Genomic DNA, 26140 nt, shown 5'->3' on the forward strand with positions numbered 1-26140 from the left:
GATGTCGATCCTGTGGCTTCTTCCGGCTCTGCCGGCGTTCGGTGCGGCGTTCCTGTTGCTCGGTGGCCGGCGCTGCAACTCCTGGGGGCATCTGGTCGCGACGGCGGCAGCGGTGTCGTCGTTCGTGGTGGCCGCGGTGGTGCTCGCCTCGATGCTCGGGCGTGACGAGTCGAACAGGATGCTCACCCAGACCCTGTTCCGGTGGGTTCCGGTCGACGAACTGCAGGTCGACTTCGGCTTGCGCGCAGATCAACTGTCGATCTGTTTCGTCCTGCTGATCACCGGAGTCGGGTCGCTCATTCACGTGTACTCCATCGGCTACATAAGCCACGACGCCGAGCGGCGGCGCTTCTTCGCGTACCTCAACCTGTTTCTCGCCGCCATGCTGCTGCTTGTTCTGGCCGACAACTTCCTCGGCCTCTACCTGGGGTGGGAGGGAGTCGGTCTGGCGTCGTATCTGCTGATCGGCTTCTGGCAGCACAAGCCGTCGGCTGCGTCGGCTGCCCGAAAAGCGTTCGTGGTCAACCGAGTCGGTGACATCGGCCTGGCCGTTGCGCTGATGATCATGTTCGTGAACTTCGGCTCCGTCCAGTACGACGACGTGTTCGCCGGAATCGGCGAGGCGAGCGAATCGGTGGCCACCGCCATGGCGCTGATGTTGCTGTTGGCGGCGTGTGGAAAGTCGGCGCAGGTGCCGCTGCAATCGTGGCTCGGGGACGCCATGGAGGGCCCGACACCGGTGTCGGCACTGATTCACGCGGCCACGATGGTCACGGCCGGGGTGTATCTCATCGTGCGCTCCGGACCGGTGTTCGAGGCGTCGCCCACCGCCCGCGCGGCCACCGTCACCGTCGGTGCGGTCACCTTGCTGTTCGGTGCCGTCATCGGTTGTGCGAAGGACGACATCAAGAAGGCGCTCGCGGCGTCGACGATGAGTCAGATCGGGTACATGGTGCTCGCGGCCGGGCTCGGCCCCTCCGGGTACGCCTACGCCATCGTGCTGTTGATCTCGCACGGCTTCTTCAAAGCGGGCTTGTTCCTGGGCGCGGGCTCGGTGATGCACGCGATGAACGACGAGACCGACATGCGACAGTTCGGTGGACTCCGCGCCGCGATGCCGATCACGTTCGTCACGTTCGGCCTCGGCTATCTCGCGATCATCGGACTGCCGCCGTTCTCCGGCTTCTTCGCCAAGGATCCGATCATCGAGGTCGCATTCGCCGCCGAGGGAGTGGCAGGTCCGATTCTCGGCTGCGTGACATTGCTCGGTGCAGGGCTGACGGCCTTCTACATGACTCGGGTGATGCTGTTGACGTTCTTCGGTCCGAAACGCTGGTCCGCGCAGGCACATCCGCACGAGACGACGGCGACGATGACCGTCCCGATGATCGTGTTGGCCGTCGGCTCGGTGGCGTCGGGAGCCTTCCTCGCGGTGGGTGGGCGCCTCGAGGCATGGCTGCAACCGGTGGTGGGATCGGAACACGAGGAGCACGCGATTCCGGCCTGGGTGGTCACCGTCGCCGTCCTGGTGGTCGTGCTGGTCGGTGCGAGCATCGCGTACCGCAAGTACATCGCGAACGAGGTTCCGCCGACACCACCCGAGGATGTCTCGCCCCTGACCCGAGCTGCACGTGCCGATCTCTACGGAGATGCCGTCAACGAGGCGGCATTCATGCGGCCAGGACAAACACTCACGCGCGCACTGGTGCACGCCGACAACGGTATCGACGCCGTCGTGGACGGGGTGGGGAGCTCGATCGGTGGCGCATCGACGCGGTCCGGACGGCTGCAGACGGGCTATGTGCGGTCGTATGCGTTGGCGATGTTCGCGGGAGCCGTTCTCGTGGTACTGATGGTGGTGGCTCTGTGACGACTCCCTGGTTGACCGTCCTGTGGGTGCTCCCGATGCTCGGTGCGATCGTCGTCGCCCTGGTGCCCGCCGCTCGCCCGACCGTCGCGCGCAGTGTCGCAGTGGGTTTCGCTGCCGGAACACTGGCCGTGTCGGTCGCCCTGGCAGTGTCGTTCGACTCCGGTGGTGATCGGTACCAGTTCGTCGAAGACCATTCGTGGATAGCGGCTTTCGGTGCGCGGTACACCCTCGGACTCGATGGAATCGGCCTGGTCCTGGTGTTGCTCAGCACCGTTCTCACACCCTTGCTGCTCGTCGCGGGCTGGTACGACGGCAGTCGCGTCGCGAATTACGGCTCCCGTCGGGTGTCGCACACGTACATGGCGTTGATCCTTGTGGTCGAGTCGATGGTGCTCGTGTCGTTCCTCGCGTTGGACGTGTTGTTGTTCTACATCTTCTTCGAGGCGATGCTGATTCCGATGTACTTCCTCATCGGTGGTTTCGGGGGAGTGCATCGAACGCGCGCCGCGGTGAAGTTCCTGTTGTACAACCTGTTCGGCGGTCTGATCATGTTGGCTGCCGTCATCGGCCTGTACGTGGTGACCGCGCGACCCGACGGGCCTTTCGACGGCGGGACATTCGATCTGCGCGCGATCGCCGACGCGGCGGCATCGGGCGGACTCGGTGTGGATCCGATGGTTCTGAACGCACTGTTCCTCGGATTCATGTTCGCGTTCGCTATCAAGGCACCGTTGTGGCCGTTCCACTCGTGGCTACCCGACGCCGCAGTGCAGTCCACACCCGCCACGGCGGTGCTGATGATGTCGGTGGTGGACAAGGTGGGCACGTTCGCGATGCTGCGGTTCTGTCTCGAACTGTTCCCCGGCTCGTCGCAGACGTTCGCGCCGTGGATCATCACACTCGCAGTCATCGGCATCGTCTACGGCGCGATACTGGCGATCGGCCAGACCGACATGATGAGACTGATTGCCTACACGTCGATTTCGCACTTCGGATTCATCATCCTCGGTATCTTCGCCATGACCGGTCAGAGTCAGGCCGGTGCCACGCTGTACATGGTCAACCACGGAATCTCCACGGCCGCACTGTTCTTGATCGCAGGCTTCCTCGTGTCGCGTCGAGGATCACGAGCGATCGCCGACTACGGCGGTGTGCAGAAGGTGGCACCGGTGCTCGCCGGAACGTTCCTGATCTCGGGACTCGCCACGCTCTCGCTACCCGGCCTCGCCCCGTTCGTGAGCGAATTCCTCGTGCTGATCGGCACGTTCGGTCGATACGGAGTCGCCACGATTGTGGCCGCCGGAGCCCTCGTGCTGTCGGCGATCTACATACTGTGGCTCTACCAACGCGTCATGACCGGGCCGGTCCGGGAGGGCAACGAGACGGTGCCCGATCTCGTTCGCCGTGAGCTGGCCGTGGTGGTGCCGCTGATCGCGTTGCTCATCGTGCTCGGGGTGTATCCGAAACCCGCGCTCGATGTCATCACTCCGGCAGTGCAATCCACGATCGTCGACAGTTCAGGAGGTCAGCGATGACCACACCCGAGGTGCAGTACGGTCTGCTGGCACCGATGCTGATCGTGTTCTCGGTCGCAGTTCTCGGTGTTCTCGTAGAGGCGTTCGTGCCGCTGCGAGCCCGTCGGATCACGCATGTGGGTCTCGCTCTCGCGGGACTGGTGGCGGCGCTGGCGGCCATCCTGGGTCTGGCAGGCACCGAGGCGTCGGCGATGTCCGGCGCGGTTGCGATCGACGGGCCGACGCTGTTTCTGCAGGGAACCATTGTGCTGGTGTCGATTCCGGCGATCGCGCTGTTGGCGGAGCGCACCGTTGCAGTCACCGGGGCCGGTGCCGAGCGTCGCATCGATTCGTTCACCCCGCAGGCATCGACCACTCCGGGCAGCGTGGCGGAGAAGGAGGCCATCGATGCAGGCGTCGCCCAGACCGAGGTGTTTCCTCTGGCGATGTTCGCGATCGGTGGCATGTTGCTCTTTCCGGCGGCCACGGATCTGCTGACGATGTTCGTGGCGCTGGAAGTGCTGTCCTTGCCGCTGTATCTGCTCTGCGGACTGGCCAGGCGACGGCGCTTGCTCTCGCAGGAAGCTGCCCTCAAATACTTTCTGCTGGGCGCGTTCTCGTCCGCATTCTTCCTGTTCGGGGTTGCCTTCCTGTACGGGTACGCCGGAACCGTTCGGTTGGACGGCATCGCCGACGCCATCGCGGTGGACGGTCAGGGCAGATCGCTCGCGCTGATCGGAACCGCCCTGCTCGCGGTGGGTCTGCTGTTCAAGGTCGGTGCCGTGCCGTTTCATTCGTGGATTCCCGACGTCTACCAGGGTGCCCCCACTCCGGTGACAGCTCTGATGGCCACGGTGACCAAGGTCGCGGCGTTCGGTGCGATTCTTCGCATCTTCGGGGTGGCGCTTCCCGGTCTCGAATCGAGTTGGCGGCCGATGCTGTGGGTCGTGGCCATCGCGACCATGGTGTTGGGTTCCGTTGTCGCGGTGACGCAGACCGATGTCAAACGGATGCTGGCGTACTCGTCCGTCGCGCACACCGGGTTCATCCTCACCGGAGTGACGGCATTGGGTGATTCGGGTGAAGTGGGTGATTCGGGTGTGTCGGCCACGATGTTCTATCTGTTGGCGTATGCCTTCAGCACTCTCGGAGGGTTCGCGATCATCGGTTTGGCGCGCGACGAGCGCGGTGAAGTGAGCGATCTGGAACGGTGGGCCGGAATCGGTCGTCGGTCACCGCTGGTGGCGGCAGTGTTCGGGTTGTTCCTGCTCTCGTTCGCCGGCATTCCGCTCACCAGTGGATTCATCGGCAAGTTCGCTGTGTTCAGCGCTGCCTCGGGCTCTGGGGGAGCGGCACTGGTCGTGGTCGGAGTGGTGTGCAGCGCGATTGCAGCGTTCTTCTACGTGCGGGTGATCGTGCTGATGTTCTTCACCGATCCGGGAGAGCGGACCGCAACGATCGTGCGGCCGACGGCGTCGGTGTCGTGCGCGATCGGGGTCTCGGTGGTGGTCACCGTGGCCCTCGGAGTCTTCCCGCAGCCCGTTCTCGACCTGGCTGCGCGTGCCGGGAACTTCCTGTAGCCGTCGAGCAATCAGTTCGGAGATTTCATTCGCTGCTTCCACGTGTGCGAGCCGGTACCGACCGGGAGTCCACCGATGGCTCCCGCGAGTCCGAACGTAGGCATGTTGACGTAGATCGCCTCACTGTTCTGTGCTGTCGCGGTATAGGTTTCGTGCCACACACCGACATGGCGGGTCGCGGCTACCGATCGATTGAAGGCGCGCCAGGCGGGTGCATGTGGTGCGTCGGGGTCGGAGGCGAACCGGGTGAGGTCCTCGGCGTTGCGCCAATAGCTGACCAGCATGGTGGTGCGTCCCAACCACGAGTGGTAGCCGAGCATCCCGGATGCGGGATCCCGCTCGAGATGGCCGAGCATCCGCGGCATCGCCCGCACCGCGGGTAACCAGGAGCGAACGGCAAGGGGATTGTTGATGCGCATTCCGATGAGGAAGACCGTGACGGTGTCCCGTTCGGATTCGACCGTGGTGCGGCCGTCGATGATGGTTGGCATGACGTGTTCCCGTCCGTTCGATGATCGAAGCGTTGTGTGACACTGTTATAAAACACCGTTGTGGTAGGTTTCGCAAGTGGCGAGACCAAGAATTCACGACGCCGAGTTGCGGACCCGGCTACTCGAGGCCGCGGCGGAAACCGTTGCGCAGCAAGGCGTCGACTCGTTGTCACTACGTAAACTCGCGGCTGCGCAGAGCACTTCGACCACCGCGATCTACTCACTGTTCGGTGGTCGCGCCGAGCTGCTCGTGGCACTGTTCGCCACGTCGTTCTCGAGTTTCGGGGACGCTCAGCGCGGGGTTCCGGTCACCGGCGATCCCGAGGTCGATCTGCGTGAATTGGCTATCGCGTACCGAGAGTGGGCGCTACGTAATCCGCATCTGTACGCGGTGATGTTCGGCGGAGTACTCGGTTCGATCGATGTATCCGACGAGGCGCAAGTCGCATCCGCGGCTATGGATCCGCTCCGGGCGGCGGTGGCACGCGCCGTTGCGGACGGCATCATGGCCGGGGCGCCGGTCGAGTTGATCAGCCACTCGTTCTGGGCGATCGTGCACGGTCTGGTGTCGTTGGAACTGGCGATGCCGACGAACTCCGACGACGAGACCCGTCGTGCGATGTTCGAAGCCGGGACGGAGTCGGTGCTGCGAGGGTGGACGCGTCAGTAGGTGCGCGGGATCCCGAGGATCTTGGTGGCATCGACGGTCATGCCCAACCGTGCCGTCGGAGCGAGTGCAGGCAGATCCGGAAGATCGTCGGGAGTTGCTGTCGCAGCGCCGATCACGTCGCCGCCCGCGATCTCGAAGTCGGAGATCGCTCGTCGAAGATGACTGGGGGTCGTCGCCAGCACGAGATCGTCGACGCCGATCTCGGCGGCCAGTGCGGTAGCTCGCTGTGCGTTCTGCACCGTCGAATTCGCGGTCGATTCGGTGTGAATGCGGTCGGCCGCGATGCCTTCATCGACGAGCCATCGCTGCATCGCCTCGGCCTCGGTGACGCCGCTCTGCGGATTTCCGCCGGTGACGATGATGGGGGACTCGGGGGAGCGCTCCGCGGCGGCGACGGCCGAGCGCAGACGCTCCACCAACTCCGGGGTCGTGCTGCCGTCGCCGTTCAGGCCCAGACCGAGTACCACGATCGCGGTGCGGGGTCCGTCGGTGATCGGGTCGAAGTCGATTGTCTCCGTCGCGGCTTCGTCGATGACGGCGATGGCCCGGTCGACTGCATCGGCGAGGGCGGGAGACAGCGTGTGCAGGCGAGCCGAGTGTTGCGCAAGCGCATCGGTATCGGCGGTCGCGTTGGCATAGAACGTTTGCAGCGCTGCCACGTTGGCGTCGTCCGGGGCGGCGAGTGCGAGTGCGTCGAGGGCAGCGAAACCGTCGTCGTAGCGCCCCTTCACCAGTGCGTCCTGCGCGCCGTTGTACTGATCTGCGTCGGCCGAGCGGACCGACTCGGCGGCGGTTGCCGGGGCCGACGCCTCGGGATCGGCCACTGCCGTGAACGAGCCGAAACCGACGGCGAGGGCAGCGGCACAGGACACGACGGCAACGCGAACGGTCGGGTGTCCTCGGCCTTGTCGCACTGCTGACGTCCTTCCGAACGGTGACGGGTTTCCGCCACCCTAGCTCAGTTCGGTGCCTGTGTGACTGGTGTGAGCAGAGTTGTTCGAGTTACATGAATGTACTTCTGAGCAGGGATTGTCCTGCCCTCACATCGTGACAGGGGCGCGTCCGCGATCGGCGGGTTCGATGGTCACCTCGGCATCGGGAAGGAACACCCGTTCGGTCGTCGTGGTTCCGTCGACGCCGTCGGTCACCGTCACCGCCACGCTCTCGGCAACCTGGCCCGCGCTCTCGATGAACCCGGTCGCGACACCCTCCTCTATGAGCAGGTGATCACCCACCAGGAGAAGAAGCTCGTCCGCCGTCACCGTTCGTCTGCCGCCCACATCTTCGATAGTCATGAATCCCAGCGTAATGCGCTGCGCTGCACTGTGCTGTTGCATGTCCGACACAGTGCCGTCGCATGTTCGACAATCGCAGCAGGAAAAGGGGCGGAGGCCAATGCCTCTCAGCGGGGAGGACGGTATGTTCGCGCATCGGTCCGCGGGAAGACGAGGTTCACGAACGGATCGACGGGACCGCCGGGCGCTGAGGGCATAGCGTAGACACACGACACGACCCCCATACGGAAGAAGGTGTTTCGGTGACCGACTCCGATGCAGGATTCGACCCGACCGCGCTGCGGCCCTCGTTGTTCGTCGACGGGCAGTGGCAGGGATCCGGTGACGGCGGAACCCGAGACATCGTGAACCCCGCGGACGGCAGCACGGTCGCCGTCGTGGACGAGGCCACTCCGGACGATGCTCTGCGCGCGGTGGCCTCGGCGCGGGCGGCGTTCGACGACGGGCCGTGGCGGTCGGTGACGGTGGGTGAGCGCAGCAATCTGTTGAATCGCATCGCAGATCTGCTCCAGAGAGACAAGGCCGAGCTCGCGCGTATCGAGACTCTCGATACCGGAAAGACGTTCGGCGAGAGTGAAATCGACATCGACGACGTGACGTCGGTCTTCCGCTTCTACGCCGATCTCGCAGTGGTCGAGGCCGATCGTCTGATCGACGTCGACCGACCCGAAATCATCAGCCGAGTGGTGCACGAACCGATCGGCGTCTGCGTCATGATCGCGCCGTGGAACTATCCGCTGCTGCAGATCTCGTGGAAGATTGCCCCGGCGCTGGCGGCCGGCTGCACGATGGTGCTCAAGCCGAGCGAGGTGACTCCGCTCAGCACCATCGCGTTCACCAAGTTGGTGGAGGAAGCCGGAGCGCCGGCCGGTGTGGTCAACCTGCTGCAGGGCAGCGGCGCGGTTCTCGGGGACGCGCTCACCAGGAACCGCGACGTCGACTTCATTTCCTTCACCGGTGGGCTGGCGACAGGTAGGCACATCTTGGCCGCGGCGGCCGAGAACGTCACCAAGGTGGCCGTCGAGCTCGGTGGCAAGAATCCACATATCGTGTTCGCCGACGCGGTGGCCGACGATCAGGCATTCGCCGACTCGGTCGACAACGTCCTGACCGGAGTCTTTCTGCACTCGGGCCAGGTGTGTTCGGCCGGCACTCGACTCATCATCGAGGAATCGGTCGCCGACCGCTTCGTTGCAGCCGTGGCCGAACGCGCGAAGACCATCGTGATCGGTCCGGGGATGGACCCGGCGAGCGAGACCGGGCCACTGGTATCGCAGGCGCAGCGCGAGAAGATCGAGGCCTTCGTCGCGGGCGGGATCGACGAGGGCGCAACGCTGGTCATCGGCGGAACGAAACCGGACAATTCGGCTCTCGACCAGGGTAGCTATTTCCTACCGACGATTTTCGACCACTGCGATCGGTCCATGAATATCGTGCAGGAGGAGACATTCGGGCCCATACTCACAGTGGAGCGCTTCGATACCGAGGCCGAAGCACTCCTGTTGGGCAACGATACTAATTACGGTCTCGCCGCGGGAGTTCGGACATCCGACGCCGCGCGAGGCGAAAGAATGGTACGTGGGCTTCGCCATGGCACGGTGTGGCTCAACGACTTCGGCGTCTACACCGCGGCCGCAGAATGGGGCGGCTTCAAGCAATCCGGTAACGGCCGCGAACTCGGTCCGTCCGGAATGTCCGAATATCAAGAGGCGAAACATATTTGGCACAACACCTCGCCCACGGCGGCGGGGTGGTTCGGCACCCGATAACGAAAAGATCGGAAAGGCCAGGCGCATGGCACTACTGAACGACAGTTCGAGCGGAATGGACGACTTCGGCTACAAGGAGTCACTCGATCGAAGCCTCGGCAAATTCGCCAGCTTTGCCGCGGGCGTCAGCTACATCTCCATTCTCACCGGTACGTTCCAGCTGTTCTATTTCGGATTCGGTGCGGCCGGACCGGCGTATCTGTGGTCGTGGCCTGCAGTGTTCGTCGGTCAGCTCTGCGTGGCACTGTGCTTCATGGAACTGGCCGCGAAGTATCCGGTAGCGGGTTCGGTGTACAACTGGGCGAAGCTGTTGGGCCGCAGAATCGTCGGATGGTCTGCGGGCTGGTTGATGCTGACGGCCTCGATCGTGACGCTGTCCGCCGTGGCGCTGGCATTGCAGCTGAATCTGCCCCGTATCTGGAGCGGATTCCAGATCATCGGTGACGGTTCCGGTGCCAGTGATTTCGCGGCCAACGCGGTGCTGCTCGGTGCGATCCTCATCGCCATCACCACGACGATCAATGCGCTCGGGGTCCGGCTGATGGCGATGATCAACAGCGCAGGAGTGTTCATCGAGCTCATCGCGGCCGTGTTGATCGCGATTCTGCTCGCGGCCAACATCAACCGCGGCCCCGAGGTGTTCTTCTCCACCAACGGCTACGGTGCCGGTGAGAGCGGCGGGTACCTCGGAGCCTTCCTGGTGGCGTCGTTGGCGTCGGGCTACGTGATGTACGGCTTCGACACTGCGAGCTCGCTCGGAGAGGAGACCGTCGAACCCCGGCGTACCGCGCCGAAGGCCATCCTGCGCGCCATTCTCGCCTCGTTCGTCATCGGTGGAGCCATCCTGGTGTTCGCCGTCATGGCCGCGCCGGACCTCAACGATCCGTCGCTCGGCAGCCCGGACGGCAGTTTGCAGTCCATCGTCGAAGCGGTGATGTGGGGCCCACTGGGCACCGTCTTCCTCATCTGCATCGTCATCGCGGTCTTCGTCTGCTCGCTGGCGGTGCACACCGCGGCGATTCGGCTCACGTTCGCCATGGCGCGAGACAACGCGCTGCCCTTCGGTGAGAGTCTGGCCAAGGTGAACCCGAAGACCCAGACCCCGGTGGTGCCCGCAGTGACCATCGGCGTGCTGGCCATCGTCATTCTCGTCGTCAACATCGGTCAGCCGCAGATCTTCACCGTCCTCACGTCGATCGCGATCATCATGATCTACCTCGCGTATCTGATGGTCACCGCGCCGCTGTTGGTCAAACGAGTCAAGGGTGAGTGGCCGCCGGAGGACCTGAAGCCCGGCGGGTACTTCACGATGGGCAGGTGGGGCCTGCCGGTGAACATCGCGGCAGTGGTGTGGGGCGCAGGGATGGCGATCAACCTCGCCTGGCCGCGCGAGGCCGTGTACGGAACCCCCTGGTACAACACGTTCGGTGCGTTCGTCTACATCGGCGGCATTCTGGGCATCGGCCTGCTGTGGTACGCAGTCAAGGGACGCAAGCACATCGGCACTCTGAAATCACATGCCTCCACGGGCGACTAGAAGGAGCGTGCAGTGACAGACACCCAGTTCGATTACGTCGTCGCAGGTGGCGGGACGGCGGGGTGTGTCCTCGCTGCTCGGCTCAGCGAGGACCCCTCCGTCAGTGTCTGCCTCGTCGAAGCAGGGCCGACCGACGTCGGCGACAAGGCAATTCTCGAACTGGCGGAGTGGATGCATCTACTCGACTCCGGCTACGACTGGGACTATCCCGTCGAACCGCAGGAGCGCGGCAACAGCTTCATGCGGCACGCGCGGGCGAAAGTGCTCGGTGGCTGCTCCTCGCACAACTCCTGCATCGCCTTTCACCCGCCGGCGGAAACCCTCGACGATTGGGCGGCTGCGGGCGCGACGGGATGGGGCGCGTCGGACATCCTTCCGCTCGTCGCGCGAGTCGAGAGCAACGACACCGGTCGCGGACAGGACGGGCCGGTGCGGATTCGCGACGTGCCACCGAACGATCCGTGCGGTGCGGCAGTGCTCGAATCGGCCGCCGGGATAGGTCTTCCGACGGTCGCATTCAACCGCGGAACGCCGGTACTCAACGGTGCCGGCTGGTTCCAGATCAATGCGGGCGAAGACGGCTTGCGTATGTCGACCTCACACGCCTACCTGCATCCGATCATCGGCACGCGCCCCAACCTGGAGGTGCGAACGGACTGCTGGATCAGCGAGATTCTGATCGACGAATCGCTGACCGCGACCGGAGTGCGGTACCAACGCCCCGATCTCACCGGCTACGACACCGTCTCGGCGCGTCGCGAGGTGATCGTCACCGCCGGTGCCATCGACACGCCGAAGTTGTTGATGCTCTCCGGAATCGGACCGGCGGCACAGTTGCAGGAGATGGGGATCACCGTTCGGGTCGATTCACCCGGAGTGGGCGAGAACCTCGACGACCACGTCGAGGGGCTGGTGTTCTGGGAGGCGAGCAAGCCGATGGTCACCACGTCCTCGCAGTGGTGGGAGATCGGCGTGTTCGCGCAGACCGACGACTCGCTGAACTACCCGGACATCATGATGCATTACGGCAGTGTGCCGTTCGACATGAACACCCTTCGTTGGGGCTATCCGACCACCGACAACGGTTTCTGTCTCACGCCCAACGTCACCCAGGGGCGCTCGCGGGGCACTGTTCGGTTGCGCAGCAGGGATTTTCGCGATCGGGCCAAGGTTGATCCTCGCTACTTCACCGACTCCGACGGCCACGACGACGCGGTGATGCTCGCCGGTCTGAAGCTGGCTCGTCGGATTGCCGCAGACGGTCCGCTCGCAGGGTGGATCGAACGAGAGCTTGCCCCCGGACCCGATGCTGTCACCGACGACGACCTGCTGGACTACGTGCACAAGACCCACAACACGGTCTATCACCCGGCAGGCACGGCGCGGATGGGATCGGTGGACGACACCATGGCCGTGCTGGATCCCGAGTTGCGCGTCAAGGGCATCGCGCACCTGCGCGTGGTCGACGCGTCGGCGATGCCGAAGCTGCCGTACGTCAATCCCAACATCACGGTGATGACCATGGCGGAGAAATGCGCCGACCTGATCCGTGGCGGATAGATCGGAGCTGGCCGATTTTCTCGGCGCGCATCCACCGTTTCAGGGCGCGCCACCGGCTGTGCTGGCCGAGATGGCCGCAGCAGCCGTCGAACGCGAGTACGGCAGTGGCGCATGGGTTGTGGACCGTCCACAGATGGACGCCTCGGCCGATGCCGACACCGTGTGGGTGGTGCGTACCGGGCGCGTGGTGATCACGCACCCGGACGACACCTCACGCACCGACGTTCCCATCGACACGATAGGTCCGGGTGGGGTATTCGGATTCTCGGCGCTGCTCTCGGGTGGAACCGTCGAATTCTGTGCGCGGGCAACCGAACCGAGTGTCGTTCTGCAATTGCCCGGTGCGCTGGTTCGGCCGTTGTTCGCCACGCCCGCCGGTCTGGCGTTTCTGGCCGATGCCGTCAACTCCTCTTCTGCGTACCGTGGGGGACCGGCGGAGGGCAGCGCCGGTCGGACCGTCGGTGAATTGGTCTCTGCGCCTGCGGTGTTCACGCCCGTCGGAACCACGGTCCGAGATGCGGTCCGGCACATGACCGAGCAGGGCAGCTCCTACGTTCTGGTTCCGCTGCGGGGATCGCGCCACGGCATCTTCACCGACCGCGACCTCCGAATTCGTGTGGTGGCCGCCGGTATCGGCGTCGATACGCCGATCGAGCGGGTCATGACGTCGCCCGCCGAGACCGTCACGGCGGACCGGTTGGCCGGCACCGTGCTGATGGACATGCTCGAGCGAGGCCTGCGGCACATGCCGGTGGTGTCGACCCGCGGTGAGGTACTCGGCGTCGTCGAGGATTCGGATCTGCATGCCGCGTCCACCCGACGCAGTTTTGTGGTCCGGCGAGCTGTGGCATCGGCGTCGACCTCCGCCGAACTCGCCGACGCAGGCAGGCTCGTGCCCCGCCTGGTGGTGGATCTGTTCGAAGGCGGAACCGATGCGATGGCGGTCAGCGCGATCCTCTCCGTCGTGGTCGACAGCCTCGTTCGCCGGGCCGTCGAGATCGAATGGACCGCACGTCCGGACGTGCCGCGTGACCACTTCGCCTGGATCACTCTCGGCAGCGTGGCGCGTCGAGAAGCGATGCCCTCCTCGGACGTCGACAGTGCATTGACCTGGGCGGATGCCACCGCAGATCCCGATGTGCGAGGGACATCGAACGCGGTGTCGTGGACCCGCGACGAGGCGTTGATGGACTTGGCCGCCCGTGTGCACGTGAGCCTCGACAGTGCCGGATTGCCGTCGGACACCAACGGCGCGGTCGCGAGCTCGCCCCGATTCGCGCGCTCGGCCGGTCAATGGGAAAGGGCCGCTGCCCATTGGCTCAGCAACCCGTTCGGCGAACGTGGCAATCCGGCGGAAGACTCCGGCCTCATCATGTCCTCGTTGATGATCGACGGCAGAGTGGTGTGGGGCCCGAAAGAATTGCACACGGTGCCCGAGGCCTACCGACGACTCCTGGTCGATCACCCCGACGCCCTGCGGTTGCAACTGCGGGACGCCCTCGCCGGACGGGCTCGGCTGCGATCGCTTCGAGACGTGTTGGCTCGGCGCGGCGGCACGTTCGACCTCAAGGCCCATGCCCTGACGCCCATCGTCAACCTCGCTCGGTGGGGTGGGCTGTCGGTCGGCATGGCATCGGCCTCGACCCCCGCGCGGCTCGCGGCGGCGTCGGGCAACGGCATGCTCTCCGAACGAGATGTCGCTGCACTGTCCGAGGTGTTCGAGCTGCTGCAACGGCTCCGACTGTCGCATCAGATCGACCAGATCACGGCCGGCCACCGACCCGGTGACGTGCTGATCATGGCAGATCTGTCACCTCTGGAGCGGAGTCTGCTCACCGACGGCATCCGCGAGATCGCCGCGGTGCAACGACGCGTCGGGTATCTGGCGGCCAACGTCGGCGTGCATCGATGACCGGCAACGACCAGACTGTGTGCCGTGACCACCAATCCCGTGAGCGTTCCCATCCCGTCGACCGTCGAACACCATCGGTTGGCGGAATCGCCCGGGGTCAGCGGACCGTGGCGTCAGTGGGGCCCGTACCTGGCGGGGCGCCAGTGGGGCACCGTGCGCGAGGACTACTCGGAGGACGGCAATGCCTGGGCGTCGTTTCCGTTCGATCAGGCGCACAAGCGCGCCTACCGCTGGGGCGAGGACGGTATCGGCGGAATCTGCGACCGCTTCGGGTTCCTGAACTTCTCGTTCGCACTGTGGAATCGAAAGGACCCGATCCTCAAGGAACGGTTGTTCGGCCTCGCCAACGAGGAGGGCAATCACGGCGAGGACGTCAAGGAATACTTCTGGGCCGTCGACGGAACACCGACGCACAGCTGGATGCAGTGGCTCTACCGCTATCCGCACGCGGAGTATCCGTACGCCCGCCTGCGGGAAGAGAATGCTCGACGCGGACGTGACGACCGCGAATACGAGCTGGCCGACACCGGCATCCTCGACGAGAACAGATTCTTCGACGTCCAGGTCACGTATGCCAAGGCCTCACCCGACGACATCTGCATCACCATCTCGATCACCAACCACGGCCCCGAGGCGGCGTCGGTCGATCTACTGCCGCACCTGTGGCTGCGCAACACCTGGTCGTGGGGACGCGACGACCGGGGCGGCACGCTGGCGCAGCTGAGCCCACCGGACCTGATGGCAGGTGGACTCGAAGCCATCGCCGTCGACCACGGATTTCTCGGTCGCTACTACCTCAGTGCCGAGGGAACACCGGCAGTTCTGTTCTGCGACAACGAAACCAATGCCGAGGCTCTGTGGGGGCAGGAGAACATCTCGGCGTACCCCAAGGACGGCATTGGCCGCCGAGTCGTCGACGGGGAGCTCGATGCGGTCAACCCCGAGCAGACCGGAACGAAGGCTGCGTTCTGGTACCGCTTCGACGACATCGCCCCCGGTGCAACGGAATCGGTCCGATTGCGGTTGTCGCCCAACCGGCCGGACGAGCAGACGTTCGGGGCCGGATTCGATGCCGTCCACGCCGACCGGCAGGCCGAGGCCGACGAGTTCTACGGCGCCGTGATCGGAGCCGACCTCACCGATGTCGACCGGCATGTCGCGCGGCGCGCCTACGCCGGTTTGCTGTGGACCAAACAGCTCTACCGATACGACGTGGAGGAGTGGATCGAGGGCGACAAGGTCGGCGCTCCGGCTCCGGACTCGAGGCAGGACCCGGGTGGACGCAATGCGCACTGGCGTCACCTGGCGTTGGCCGATGTGATCTCGATGCCCGACGAGTGGGAGTACCCGTGGTTCGCGGCCTGGGACCTGGCTTTCCACGCTATTCCGTTGGCGCACGTGGACGCCGATTTCGCCAAGGAACAGTTGGTGCTCATGTGCCGGGAGTGGGCCATGCACCCCAACGGCCAACTGCCCGCGTACGAGTGGGAATTCGGTGACGTCAACCCACCCGTGCACGCGTGGGCGGCATGGCACGTCTATCGCATCGACGGCTACCGCGATCGCGAATTCCTGGTGCGGGTGTTCACCAAGCTGCTGCTCAACTTCGCCTGGTGGGTCAACCGAAAGGACTCCGAGGGCTCGAACATCTTCGAGGGTGGATTCCTCGGCATGGACAACATCGGACTGTTCAATCGATCTGCCCCACTGCCACCCGGATTTCGGCTCGAACAGTCGGACGCGACGAGTTGGATGGCGTTCTACTGCCAGCAGATGTTCAAGATCGCGCTGGAACTCGCGCGACACGACAGCGCCTGGGACGACGTCGCGACCAAGTTCTTCTCGCACTTCCTCTCGATCGCCAAGGCAGTGAACTCCTTCGGATCGCAGCATATTTCGCTGTGGCACGAGGAGGACGGTTTCTTCTACGACGTCCTGGTTCAGCCCGAGGGCGATGCGGTCCCGATGCGCGTGCGGTCCATGGTGGGACTGCTGCCCATCCTCGGTGCCACCGAGATCCCGCCGTGGGTCGAGGAGGAATGTCCCGATCTCACCGCTCGCCTGCGCTGGATTCAACGCAGGCGACCGGAGATGGTCAGCCCGCTGCTGGCTCGGCGTGAGGGCGGCGAGGTGCGCATGCTGCTGACACTCGTTCAACCCGAACGGCTCAAGCGCATCCTGGCTCGCATGTTCGACTCCGAAGAGTTTCTGTCGCACTTCGGGATTCGATCGCTCTCGGCCTCGTACCGCGAACCGGTCACGTTCGACGTGGACGGCCGGAGCCTGTCCATCGAATACGAGCCGGGGGAGTCGCGCACCGGAATGTTCGGGGGCAACTCCAACTGGCGCGGTCCGGTGTGGTTCCCGGTCAACGTCCTGCTGGCCGACAAGCTGCGCGCCTACGGCCGGTACTACGGCGACTCGTTCACCATCGAGATCCCCACCGGCTCGGGCAACCATCGCACCCTCACCGATGCCGCCGATCTCATCGACAACGGTCTCGCCGGACTGTTCCGACCGGTGGACGGCAAGAGACCCGCCGACGGCGAGCGCATCGAATCCAGCCTCGACCCACTGTGGAGCGTGCACCCCAGCTTCAACGAGTACTTCGACGGAGACACCGGCGAGGGACTGGGGGCCACGCACCAAACCGGGTGGACGGCACTGGTTGCGCACCTGCTCAGGCCCCGTCTGCCGCTGTAGTGCGCTACGCGCAGTGGTGCGCTTATGTGCCCCCCACGGCACTTTTCCACACCACTGCGGCGGAGCCGCATAGTCTGGCGGGATGAAGATTCGCGGCGCAGTACTCGAAGAAATCGGCCGATCTCGTCCCTTCGCGGACTCGCATCCCATCACCGTCTCCGACCTCGAGCTCGGTTCGCCGGGCGAGGGGGAGCTGCTGATCAGAATCGAAGCCGCGGGCCTGTGTCATTCGGATCTGTCGGTGGTCGACGGCAATCGAGTTCGTCCGGTGCCGATGTTGCTCGGCCACGAGGCCGCAGGCCGCGTCGAGGAGGTCGGCGCGGGCGTCGACGACATCGCGGTCGGTACCCGCGTCGTCATGACATTCCTGCCACGCTGCGGCGAATGCGCCGGGTGCGCCACCGACGGCCAGATGCCGTGCGTCACCGGCAGCGCGTCGAACAATGCCGGGACACTGCTCGGCGGAGGCATCAAGTTGCACCGTGACGGGGAAGAGGTCAAGCATCACCTCGGAGTTTCCGGATTCGCCACACACGCTGTGGTGAGCCGAAAGTCCGTGGTGCCGGTCGAGGACGACATCCCCGCCGATATCGCAGCGGTCCTCGGTTGTGCGGTACTGACCGGCGGTGGCGCTGTGCTCAACGCCGGTACTCCGAAGCCCGGTCAATCGGTGATGGTGGTGGGCCTCGGCGGAGTAGGTATGGCAGCGGTTCTGACGGCCGTCTCGGTGGGCGCCGGTGAGGTGATCGGAGTCGACGGGGTCCCGGACAAGCTGTCCACCGCAACCGATCTGGGCGCAACGCAGGTGTACTCACCGGCCGAGCTCGCCGAGAAGGGAATCAAGGCCGACATCGTCATCGAGGCGGCAGGCAACGCGCGAGCATTCGAAACTGCAGTCGCTGCAACGGCTCCCGGCGGCAAGACCATCACCGTCGGTCTCCCCGCACCCGACGCCCGCTCGTCCATCTCACCGCTGGGCCTGGTGGCCGAAGCCCGCACGATCATCGGCAGCTACCTGGGCTCCGCTGTACCGGCTCGCGACATCCCGACGTACGCACAGATGTGGCGTGAGGGACGGCTTCCCGTCGAGAAGCTGATCTCGTCGAGAATCACGTTGGACGAGATCAACCGCGGCATGGACGAATTGGCCGACGGCAACGCGATCCGTCAGGTCATCGTATTCGACTGAGTTTCAGCTGTCTTCGACCGAGCATCAGCGGTGGGCCGCCGTGGCGACCCACCGCCCGCGTTGCTTCGAGATCTCGATGGGATGGTCGAAGCACTCACTGATGTTGTCGGTGGTCAGTACTACGTCGACGGCTCCTTGCGTCTGCACTCTTCCGTCGCGGACGAGCAGGGCGTGGGTGGTCGAGGTCGGGATTTCCTCGAGGTGATGCGTCACCAGAATGCTGGACAGGGTCGGATGTTCGGCCCGCAACGAGTCGAGTGCACTCAGAAGTTGTTCGCGGGCAGCAAGATCGAGCCCGGTGGCAGGCTCGTCGAGCAACAGCAGCGCCGGGTCGGGCAATAGTGCGCGCGCGATGAGCGCTCGGCCTCGTTCGCCCTGCGAGAGCGTGTGCCACGACGCGTCGGTGCGATGGGCGACGCCGAGGGATTCGATCAGACGGTGAGCGCGGGCGATCTGGTGGTTGTCGGCCGACCATCTCGGGATCAGATCCGGAGTGTTGGTCAACCCGGTCAGCACCACCTGGAACAGCGTCAGCGGAGCCTCGATCTTCAACCGCGGGTCGACGTGGCCGATGTGCGTCCGCAATTCGCGCATGTCCACTCGTCCGAGGCGATGGCCCAGAACGTGCACTGCGCCGTGCGTTGGATGGACGAGCGCGCCGAGCAAGCTGAGCAAGGTGGATTTGCCCGCGCCGTTGGCACCGAGCAACACCCAGTGCTCACCCTCCTCGACCCGCAGCGAGGCATCGCTGAGCAGGTATCGGCCGCCGCGAACGAGATCGACGCGGTCGGCGAACAGGACGGTGGATGGCACCGGACGACCGTAGCTGCTGGGACGGATCGTGGAGAAGTAGGCTCTGAGGTCGGTAGAACCGACAAGACGACGAAACGAGTGTGGGTACGACGTGAGTGCAACGGCACCTGTTCGAGTAGGGGTACTGGGGTCACGCGGCAAGGTAGGGCAGGCCATCTGTGCCGCCGTCGAGGCAGCCGAGGATCTCGAGCTCGTGGCGACCGTCGACCAGGGCGATCCGCTGGCGAACTTCGTCGATGCGAACGCCCAGGTGGTCGTCGATTTCACGCACCCCGACGTGGTGATGGACAACCTGCAGTTCCTGATCGAGCAGGGTATCCATGCAGTGGTCGGCACCACCGGATTCGACGAACGGCGGCTCGAGCAGGTTCGCGAATGGCTGGCGGGATCGCCGCAGACGGGTGTACTGATCGCACCGAACTTCGCCATCGGCGCGGTGCTGTCGATGCGATTCGCGCAGCAGGCCGCTCGGTTCTTCGACTCGGTCGAGGTGATCGAACTGCACCACCCCAACAAGGCCGATGCGCCGTCGGGCACGGCGTACCGCACCGCCGCGCTGATTGCCGAGGCACGCGCCGCCGCAGGCACTCCGGCGAGCCCCGATGCGACGACGACCGAACTCGACGGCGCACGTGGTGCCGATGTGGACGGAGTGCGTGTGCACTCGATCCGGCTCGCGGGACTGGTTGCGCATCAAGAGGTTCTGCTCGGCACGCAGGGTGAGACACTGAGCATTCGGCACGATTCGCTCGATCGCACGTCGTTTGCGCCCGGTGTGCTTCTCGGAGTCCGCGAGATCGCCGGACGACCGGGGTTGACCGTCGGCCTCGATCCGCTGTTGGATCTGTGAGCTGATCGACGGTGAACAAAACGACGAAGGTGCTCGCCATCCTCGCGGTGATGGTGCTGATTCTCGGCTTCTACTTCTTTCTGCTCGGCCAGCGCGGTGTGACGCTGATCCAGAACGGTGGCGTGGCGAGCATCTCCCTCGGGATCGGGGTCCTGCTGCTGCCGATACTCGGGCTGTGGATCGTGTGGGCCACCCTCAAAGCCGGCTTCGACCACCAGCGGCTGGCCTCGCGCATTCACGAGGAGGGCCTCGAACTCGACGTCGCGGATCTTCCGCGCAGGCCGTCGGGACGAATCGAACGTGATGCGGCGGACGAGTTGTTCCAACAGGTCAAGACCGAGTGGGAGAAGGATCCGGACAACTGGCGCAACTCCTACCGACTGGCTCGCGCCTACGATTACGCCGGTGACCGTGGACGGGCCCGCGAGACGATGAAGCGGGCTGTGGCACTCGAACGGGACGAGAACTGACCTTCGATGACGCGCACCCTGCTGGTCGTTCATCACACCCCGAGCCCGCTCACCCACGAGCTTCTCGAGGCAGTTCTCGACGGCGCTCACGACCCCGAGATCACCGGCGTGGACGTGCGCAGTGTGCCTGCTCTCGGCGCGACCGTTCCCGACGTACTCGGTGCCGACGGCTTTCTCTTCGGAACACCGGCGAATTTCGGATACATGAGCGGGGCTCTGAAACACTTCTTCGACACCGTGTACTACCCGTGTCTCGGTGCCGTTGCCGGAAAGCCCTACGCTGCTTGGGTTCACGGCAACGACGACACCGTGGGTGCCGGACGGGCGATCGAGAAGATCGCGTCGGGCTGGGGTCTGGAGAAGGTGTTCGGCACCCTGCACGTCGCCGAGAGCGGCAAACCTGCACGTGAACGCTGCTACGAACTCGGCGGAACCGTTGCGGCGGGGTTGTCGATCTGAGGGCTTCCTCTCGAGCTCCTTCGGTTGCCCACACACCCGACCCGAGAGATGCGACGTAGCCGACGCGCTGAGGTCCCTAGTGGCGCGTTACTGATTCAGTCGGAGTCGGCGGGGGAGTCCGGGCGCAGGATGTCGTCGGCCGGGATCGGCAGCGGAATCTCGAGCAGGCGCTCCGGCCAACTCGGATACGCGGGCCTGATCCACACTCGATTGTCGTCGAGCTGCGTCATCAGCACCCGCCGCCACGGCCAGTCCTCCTGCGGTGCACTCAGATCGGTCTCGGATTCGAGTGGCAGGGGTGCCTTGGTCCAATGTGGAGCCGACAGCGATGCCAGACCGCGATCCTCGAGCTGGGCGATCGCAGTCTCGATCGGCACGCCGTGCGCAACGGTGATGCCGGCGGGATTGACGGCATCGACGGTGTAACCGTCGTCGTATTCGTCCTGTGCACTCGTGTCGTGGGCGACGGTCCACCCGATCACCTCACCGTCGGAGGCTCGTCTCACCGGCAATCTGCTGCGCCACCGCTCGATATCCACTGCCGCGAGGATACGCGGCCAGAAAAGTGAGTTCGGTGAAGAAACTATTGGCAGTTGTGAGCGAGCAGGGCGGTACACGTGTTTGACTGCAGAAGATACTGCACGCTTGTACCGCTTTCTATCTCAAGGGATTTCGATGACCCTCCGCATTCTCGATCGCTCCGCCATCGTCGCGACACCCGAGTGGAGCCGCTGGTTGATACCCCCGGCCGCGCTGTCCATTCACCTCGCGATCGGATCCGCCTACGCCTGGAGCGTGTTCAAGAACGCCATCTCGCAGCCCGACGCACTCGGGCTCAGCGGCACCGTCACTGCCATTCCGTTTCAGCTCGCCATCGTGATGCTCGGCCTGTCCGCGGCGATCTTCGGAACCCGCGTCGAGAAGAACGGTCCGCGGTGGGCGATGGCCGTCTCCCTGGTCTTCTTCGTCTCGGGACTGCTGCTGTCCGCGCTCGGCATGGCCCTCGGACAGTTCTGGCTGGTGATCTTCGGCTACGGGTTCGTCGGCGGTATCGGCCTCGGAATCGGCTACATCTCACCGGTCTCGACCTTGATGAAATGGTTCCCGGACCGGCCGGGCATGGCCACCGGTATCGCCATCATGGGCTTCGGCGGCGGCGCACTCATCGCGTCGCCCCTCACCAGCCAGCTGATGGTGAACTTCGGCGGTTTCACCGACGGGTCCATCGCCAAGACGTTCCTCACGCTCGGCGTCGGATACGCGGTGTTCATGGCACTGGGAGTCGTGCTGATCAGAGTGCCGGCCGAGGGATGGACCCCGGCCGGATGGACCCCGCCCGCGTCATCGGCGATGATCTCGACGCACAACGTCTCGGCCGCGAACGCAGTGAAGACTCCCCAGTTCTGGCTGCTGTGGGTCGTCCTGTGCTTCAACGTGACTGCCGGAATAGGCATTCTCGAGCGCGGATCGGGCATCTATCAGGACTTCTTTCCCGACGCGACCTCGCCCGAATCTCTCGCCGCTGCGGCTGCCGGTTTCGTCGCGTTCCTCTCCCTGACCAACATGATCGGACGGTTCGTCTGGTCTTCGGTGTCCGACGTGGTGGGGCGTAAGAACATCTACCGGATGTACCTCGGTGTCGGCGCTCTCCTGTACCTGTACATCGCGTTGTTCACCAACACCAACAAGATCCTGTTCATGGTCTCGGCCTTGCTCATTCTCTCGTTCTACGGTGCGGGATTCGCCACGGTTCCGGCCTATCTCAAGGACCTCTTCGGTACGTATCAGGTGGGCGCGATCCACGGACGACTCCTCACCGCGTGGTCGGTGGCCGGTGTCCTGGGGCCGCTGATCGTCAACGCCATCGCCGACGCCGGAGAACCCGGAACCACCGGCCGATACCTACCGGCGTTCTACGTGATGATCGGTCTGCTCGTGGTCGGCTTCCTTGCCAACGAGGCGATCAAGCCGGTCGCATCGAAGTACCACGAAGCCGATCCGGCGAAGGCCGCGACGACCACAGGAGCGAAGGCATGAGCGGCGGACGCAAGCAGGTCACGATGGCGGTCGCATGGGCGTGGGTTGCCGTGCCGTTCGCCTACGGACTGTACGAACTGATCCTCAAGGCGGCGAACCTGTTCAGCACGTGAGTCGACGTGTCGGTGGGCCGTGACAGGCTGGTCCGATGCAGGAGATGAGTGCCGCCGCCGCGCGTCGTACCGCCCTGGCCGCCCAAGGGCTGGCGTCGAGGCGGTCGCGTACTCGGCCGGCGAGCAAGGCCGCGGTTCACGCAGCCATCGACACCACCGGGCTGTTGCAGATCGACTCCGTGTCGGTGGTGGTGCGCGCGCACTACGCACCGGTGTTCAGCCGCGTCGGTGCCTACGATCGCACTGTCGTCGACGACGCCGCATGGACCGACACTGCGCGTCGACCTCGTCGAATGGTGGAGTACTGGGCCCACGAGGCCGCATTGCTGCCCGTGGACGACTGGCCGCTCATGCGATGGCGAATGGAGCTGTATCGACACGGGCGGTGGGGCGGAGCTGCTCACATCCTCGATCGCGAACCGACTCTCGTCGACGACGTCCTCGCGGTGATCGGCGACATCGGTGCGGCCAGCGCGGGTGAGATCGAGAAGCACCTCGAACTGGACACCCCCGGTCGCAAAGGTCCCTGGTGGGATCGCAGTGATGTCAAGGTCGTCTGCGAACAGCTGTTCGCGGCCGGCGTGGTGACCGTGCCGACACGGACGGGATTCGTGCGCCGGTACGAGCTCAGCGAACAAGTGATCCCGGAGAACGTTCTGCACAGGCGCGTCGACGAACCGGACGCGGTACGGCAACTGATCGAAAAATCCTCTCGGGCATTGGGAATCGGTACCGAGCCGGATCTGAGGGACTACTACCGGCTCTCGCAGAAGCAGGCCAAGGCGGCGATCGGCGAACTTGTCGAGGACGGCGTACTCGAACAGGTGACCGTCCGAGGCTGGAACGCACCGGCATACCTGCACCGCGACGCCAGGACACCGCGAACGGCCACCGCCGCCGCACTGCTGTGCCCGTTCGATCCGATGATCTTCTTTCGGCCCCGGGTGCAGCGAATGTTCGACTTCCACTACCGAATCGAGATATACACCCCACAGCACAAGCGAGTTCACGGCTACTACGTGTTTCCCTTTCTGCTCGACGGGCATCTGGTGGCTCGCGTCGATCTCAAGGCAGTGCGAGCGCAGTCCGAACTGCACGTGATCGCGGCCTACGTCGAAGGCGACCGCAACGCCGGTGACATTGCGCCTCGACTACGAGACGTCCTGCGAGAGATGGCGGACTGGCTCGAACTCGAACGCGTGGTGGTGGGGGACCGGGGAGACCTCGTCGCCGCACTGCGATGACGTCGGTCGGGGGTTCGATTCTGCCGAAGTGCAGGTCGGCAGAATCGGTGTCACTATTTCCAGTGTGACTTCGCGACGGACAGACACCGCCCCCGAACTCCCACCCCAGGTCGTCGTCCTGTTCGGGGCGACAGGAGACCTGGCCAAGCGAAAACTGCTGTCCGGGATGATGCATCTGGCGCTGTCCGATCTCGCGCCGAACATCCGGGTCGTCGGCACATCTCTCGAAGAGATGTCGACCGACGAATTCCGCGCTCTCGCTCGCGAATCGATCAACACCCACTCGAGTCGCAAAGTCGGCGACGAGCAATGGAATCGTTTCGCCTCGCGACTGACCTACGTGTCGCAGCAGGCAGGACCGGCGGCGTTGGGGGAGGCCGTGGCCGAGGCCGAGATCGACCTCGGAGGAAGCGCCGAACGGCTGCACTACCTGTCTGTTCCGCCGAGAGCTGCTCTGGCAGTGGTGGATACGCTCGCATCGGCAGATCTGGTGAAGCGCTCACGGATCATCATGGAGAAGCCGTTCGGCACCGACCTCGAGAGCGCGATCGCGCTGAACGCTCGGGTTCACCAAACGTTCGACGAGGATCAGGTCTTCCGGATCGATCACTTCCTCGGCAAGGAACCCGCTCAGAACATCCTGGCCTTCCGGTTCGCCAACGGGTTGTTCGAGCCGATCTGGAACCGCAACTTCATCGATCACGTCCAGATCGACATCCCGGAGAAGCTCGCACTGGACGGCCGAGCCGGTTTCTACGAATCCACCGGCGCGTACAAGGACATGGTGGTCACGCACCTGTTCCAGGTGCTGGCGTTCATGGCCATGGAACCGCCGACGGCGCTCGAACCCCGCGCCATCAGCGAGGAGAAGAACAAGGTCTTCCGATCCATGCTGCCCCTGGACCCGAAAAACGTTGTGCGAGGGCAATACTCGGGATACTGATCAGAAGAGGGCGTAGCCCCCGACTCCGATACCGACACCTTCGTGGCTCTCAAGTGTGAAATCGACAATTGGCGCTGGGCCGGTGTGCCCTTCTATCTGCGCAGCGGTAAGCGACTCGCCGAAGGGCAGCGCATCATCTCGATCGCCTTCAGGGAACCACCGAAGAGCATGTTCCCGGCCGGCTCGGGTGTGGGAGCGCAAGGTCCCGACCACCTGACCTTCGACCTCGCGGACGCCTCGAAGGTCTCGCTGTCGTTCTACGGCAAGCGGCCCGGTCCCGGTATGCACCTCGACAAACTCAGCATGCAGTTCGCGATTCACGAAACCGAACGAGTCGGAGACGTACTCGAAGCCTACGAACGGCTGATCCTCGACGCCATGTACGGCGATCACACCCTGTTCACCACGGCCGAGGGTATCGAGCGGCTGTGGCAGGTCTCCGAACCGCTGCTCGCCGATCCACCCCCGGTCCGGTCGTACGCACCGGGGTCATGGGGGCCCAACGCGATCCATCAACTCATCGCCCCACACGCGTGGCGGTTGCCCTTCGAGCGGGAGTGGCGCGAGAAGAAGTAGGCCGATCAGTTGTTCCAGCCACGGTCCTTGCGCATCTGATCACGCAGTGCGCCCTGAACTGCCTGCGACAACCACGAATTGAGCGACACTCCGCTGTTGTTCGCGGCGTCCTCGGCCCGTTCCTTGATCTGCTCGACCAATCGCAGCGTCACCCGTCGGACCTCACCGGACACGTCGTCCATGGTCGGGTAGTCCTCGGTGACGGGCTCTGCCGGATCGCCGTCGTGCAGACCGGGCAGCGGGCCGTCGCGTCGAACATCGGCGTGCGCCTGCGTACCGTCGAGGCGAACGGTGACCGTATGACCATCCAGGTCGTTCGATATCTCTGCCGCGAAGTCCGACAGTGCCGTGAGCAGCATCAATCTGGCCGACGCCTCCGCCGTCTTGCCGAGAGCTTCGGCCGTTTGGCGGGTGTGCTCGTCGCCCAGAGCGGCCGCTGCGAGTAGATCCGTGCGTAGCGACGCGGTGTACTTGTCCAGTTCCATGACGCCAGTGTGGCGTCATAGTTGACGTCGGTCAAGCGCGCCTGGTGACGTCATGTGGCG

22 protein-coding genes and 1 pseudogene are annotated in these 26140 nt (G+C 64.6%); 17 read left to right on the top strand and 6 right to left on the bottom strand.

From position 1 onward, the window contains the following. The first annotated feature begins 1 nt into the window (after position 1). The 3 genes from nuoL to nuoN are packed head-to-tail and all read left to right on the top strand — an operon-like array spanning position 2 to position 4964. On the top strand, positions 2–1870 hold the full coding sequence (nuoL, locus tag R3P95_RS02020) for an NADH-quinone oxidoreductase subunit L (protein ID WP_317532410.1): 1869 nt from the start codon (positions 2–4) through the stop codon (positions 1868–1870). Between the two features lie 35 nt (positions 1871–1905). Next, positions 1906–3405 carry an NADH-quinone oxidoreductase subunit M gene (locus R3P95_RS02025; RefSeq protein ID WP_394855381.1) on the top strand — a complete coding sequence of 500 codons (1500 nt, stop codon included), beginning with the start codon at positions 1906–1908 and terminating at the stop codon, positions 3403–3405. Further along, positions 3402–4964, top strand: coding sequence for an NADH-quinone oxidoreductase subunit NuoN (gene nuoN, locus R3P95_RS02030; RefSeq protein ID WP_317532412.1), 1563 nt, complete (start codon positions 3402–3404; stop codon positions 4962–4964). Before R3P95_RS02025 ends, nuoN begins: the two co-directional genes overlap by 4 nt. 11 nt (positions 4965–4975) lie before the next feature. Here nuoN and R3P95_RS02035 read toward each other — a convergent pair whose 3' ends face one another. Further along, positions 4976–5455, bottom strand: coding sequence for a DUF4188 domain-containing protein (locus R3P95_RS02035; protein ID WP_317532413.1), 480 nt, complete (start codon positions 5453–5455; stop codon positions 4976–4978). Positions 5456–5531: 76 nt separating this feature from the next. On the opposite strand from R3P95_RS02035, the gene R3P95_RS02040 reads away from it, so the two are divergent. Beyond that, positions 5532–6125, top strand: coding sequence for a TetR/AcrR family transcriptional regulator (locus R3P95_RS02040; RefSeq protein WP_317532414.1), 594 nt, complete (start codon positions 5532–5534; stop codon positions 6123–6125). Here the strand turns inward: R3P95_RS02040 and R3P95_RS02045 are convergent. Next, a complete protein-coding gene (locus R3P95_RS02045) occupies positions 6119–7039 on the bottom strand; it encodes a YdcF family protein (protein WP_317532415.1) in 921 nt (306 codons plus the stop codon). The genes R3P95_RS02040 and R3P95_RS02045 overlap by 7 nt on opposite strands. 126 nt (positions 7040–7165) lie before the next feature. Beyond that, complete coding sequence (locus tag R3P95_RS02050; protein WP_068050740.1) at positions 7166–7420, bottom strand: hypothetical protein; 255 nt, start codon at positions 7418–7420, stop codon at positions 7166–7168. 278 nt (positions 7421–7698) lie between these two features. Between R3P95_RS02050 and R3P95_RS02055 the strand changes: the two genes are divergently transcribed. From R3P95_RS02055 to R3P95_RS02080, 6 genes are all read left to right on the top strand, one after another. Continuing rightward, positions 7699–9189: an aldehyde dehydrogenase family protein gene (locus tag R3P95_RS02055; protein ID WP_394855251.1), complete on the top strand. Its 1491-nt coding sequence runs from the start codon at positions 7699–7701 to the stop codon at positions 9187–9189. A 25-nt stretch (positions 9190–9214) separates the two neighbouring features. Next, positions 9215–10726: an APC family permease gene (locus R3P95_RS02060; protein WP_149405934.1), complete on the top strand. Its 1512-nt coding sequence runs from the start codon at positions 9215–9217 to the stop codon at positions 10724–10726. A 12-nt stretch (positions 10727–10738) separates the two neighbouring features. Then, positions 10739–12286: a GMC family oxidoreductase gene (locus tag R3P95_RS02065; protein WP_317532417.1), complete on the top strand. Its 1548-nt coding sequence runs from the start codon at positions 10739–10741 to the stop codon at positions 12284–12286. Positions 12287–12356: 70 nt separating this feature from the next. Then, on the top strand, positions 12357–14198 hold the full coding sequence (locus tag R3P95_RS02070; protein WP_317532486.1) for a putative nucleotidyltransferase substrate binding domain-containing protein: 1842 nt from the start codon (positions 12357–12359) through the stop codon (positions 14196–14198). 24 nt (positions 14199–14222) lie between these two features. After that, entirely contained in the window at positions 14223–16901 is a 2679-nt protein-coding gene (locus R3P95_RS02075; RefSeq protein WP_262498349.1) for an MGH1-like glycoside hydrolase domain-containing protein, read from the top strand. 82 nt (positions 16902–16983) lie between these two features. Further along, entirely contained in the window at positions 16984–18090 is a 1107-nt protein-coding gene (locus tag R3P95_RS02080; protein WP_094642078.1) for an alcohol dehydrogenase catalytic domain-containing protein, read from the top strand. 24 nt (positions 18091–18114) lie between these two features. Here R3P95_RS02080 and R3P95_RS02085 read toward each other — a convergent pair whose 3' ends face one another. Continuing rightward, the gene (locus R3P95_RS02085; protein ID WP_262498348.1) at positions 18115–18903 is read right to left on the bottom strand and encodes an ABC transporter ATP-binding protein; all 789 of its coding nucleotides are present in this window, start codon (positions 18901–18903) and stop codon (positions 18115–18117) included. 91 nt (positions 18904–18994) lie between these two features. On the opposite strand from R3P95_RS02085, the gene dapB reads away from it, so the two are divergent. Genes dapB through R3P95_RS02100 form a run of 3 tightly spaced genes read left to right on the top strand, consistent with a single transcriptional unit; the run spans position 18995 to position 20682 of the window. Beyond that, a complete protein-coding gene (gene dapB, locus R3P95_RS02090; RefSeq protein ID WP_068050716.1) occupies positions 18995–19753 on the top strand; it encodes a 4-hydroxy-tetrahydrodipicolinate reductase in 759 nt (252 codons plus the stop codon). Between the two features lie 50 nt (positions 19754–19803). Next, positions 19804–20223, top strand: a complete 420-nt coding sequence (locus R3P95_RS02095) for a hypothetical protein (RefSeq protein WP_068050722.1) — start codon at positions 19804–19806, stop codon at positions 20221–20223. Positions 20224–20229: 6 nt separating this feature from the next. After that, complete coding sequence (locus R3P95_RS02100; protein WP_317532420.1) at positions 20230–20682, top strand: flavodoxin family protein; 453 nt, start codon at positions 20230–20232, stop codon at positions 20680–20682. A gap of 95 nt (positions 20683–20777) precedes the next feature. On the opposite strand, the gene R3P95_RS02105 is transcribed toward R3P95_RS02100, so the two are convergent. Continuing rightward, the gene (locus R3P95_RS02105; protein ID WP_262498347.1) at positions 20778–21221 is read right to left on the bottom strand and encodes a hypothetical protein; all 444 of its coding nucleotides are present in this window, start codon (positions 21219–21221) and stop codon (positions 20778–20780) included. 136 nt (positions 21222–21357) lie between these two features. Here R3P95_RS02105 and R3P95_RS02110 point away from each other — a divergent pair, with 136 nt between their 5' ends. The 4 genes and pseudogenes from R3P95_RS02110 to zwf all read left to right on the top strand — a co-directional run bounded on the left by R3P95_RS02110 (position 21358) and on the right by zwf (position 25595). Beyond that, positions 21358–22719, top strand: a complete 1362-nt coding sequence (locus R3P95_RS02110; protein ID WP_068050714.1) for an OFA family MFS transporter — start codon at positions 21358–21360, stop codon at positions 22717–22719. Further along, the gene (locus R3P95_RS26235) at positions 22716–22832 is read left to right on the top strand and encodes an MFS transporter small subunit (protein WP_441344172.1); all 117 of its coding nucleotides are present in this window, start codon (positions 22716–22718) and stop codon (positions 22830–22832) included. The genes R3P95_RS02110 and R3P95_RS26235 overlap by 4 nt, the downstream gene beginning before the upstream one ends. A 35-nt stretch (positions 22833–22867) precedes the next feature. Next, positions 22868–24076, top strand: a complete 1209-nt coding sequence (locus R3P95_RS02115) for a winged helix-turn-helix domain-containing protein (protein ID WP_317532421.1) — start codon at positions 22868–22870, stop codon at positions 24074–24076. A 43-nt stretch (positions 24077–24119) separates the two neighbouring features. Next, positions 24120–25595 (top strand): annotated as a pseudogene (gene zwf / locus R3P95_RS02120) (glucose-6-phosphate dehydrogenase). Positions 25596–25600: 5 nt separating this feature from the next. Here the strand turns inward: zwf and R3P95_RS02125 are convergent. Beyond that, positions 25601–26080, bottom strand: coding sequence for a hypothetical protein (locus R3P95_RS02125; protein WP_317532422.1), 480 nt, complete (start codon positions 26078–26080; stop codon positions 25601–25603). Between the last annotated feature and the right edge of the window lie 60 nt (positions 26081–26140).

It is taken from the genome of Rhodococcus cercidiphylli, assembly GCF_033042225.1.
GTDB lineage: Bacteria > Actinomycetota > Actinomycetes > Mycobacteriales > Mycobacteriaceae > Rhodococcoides.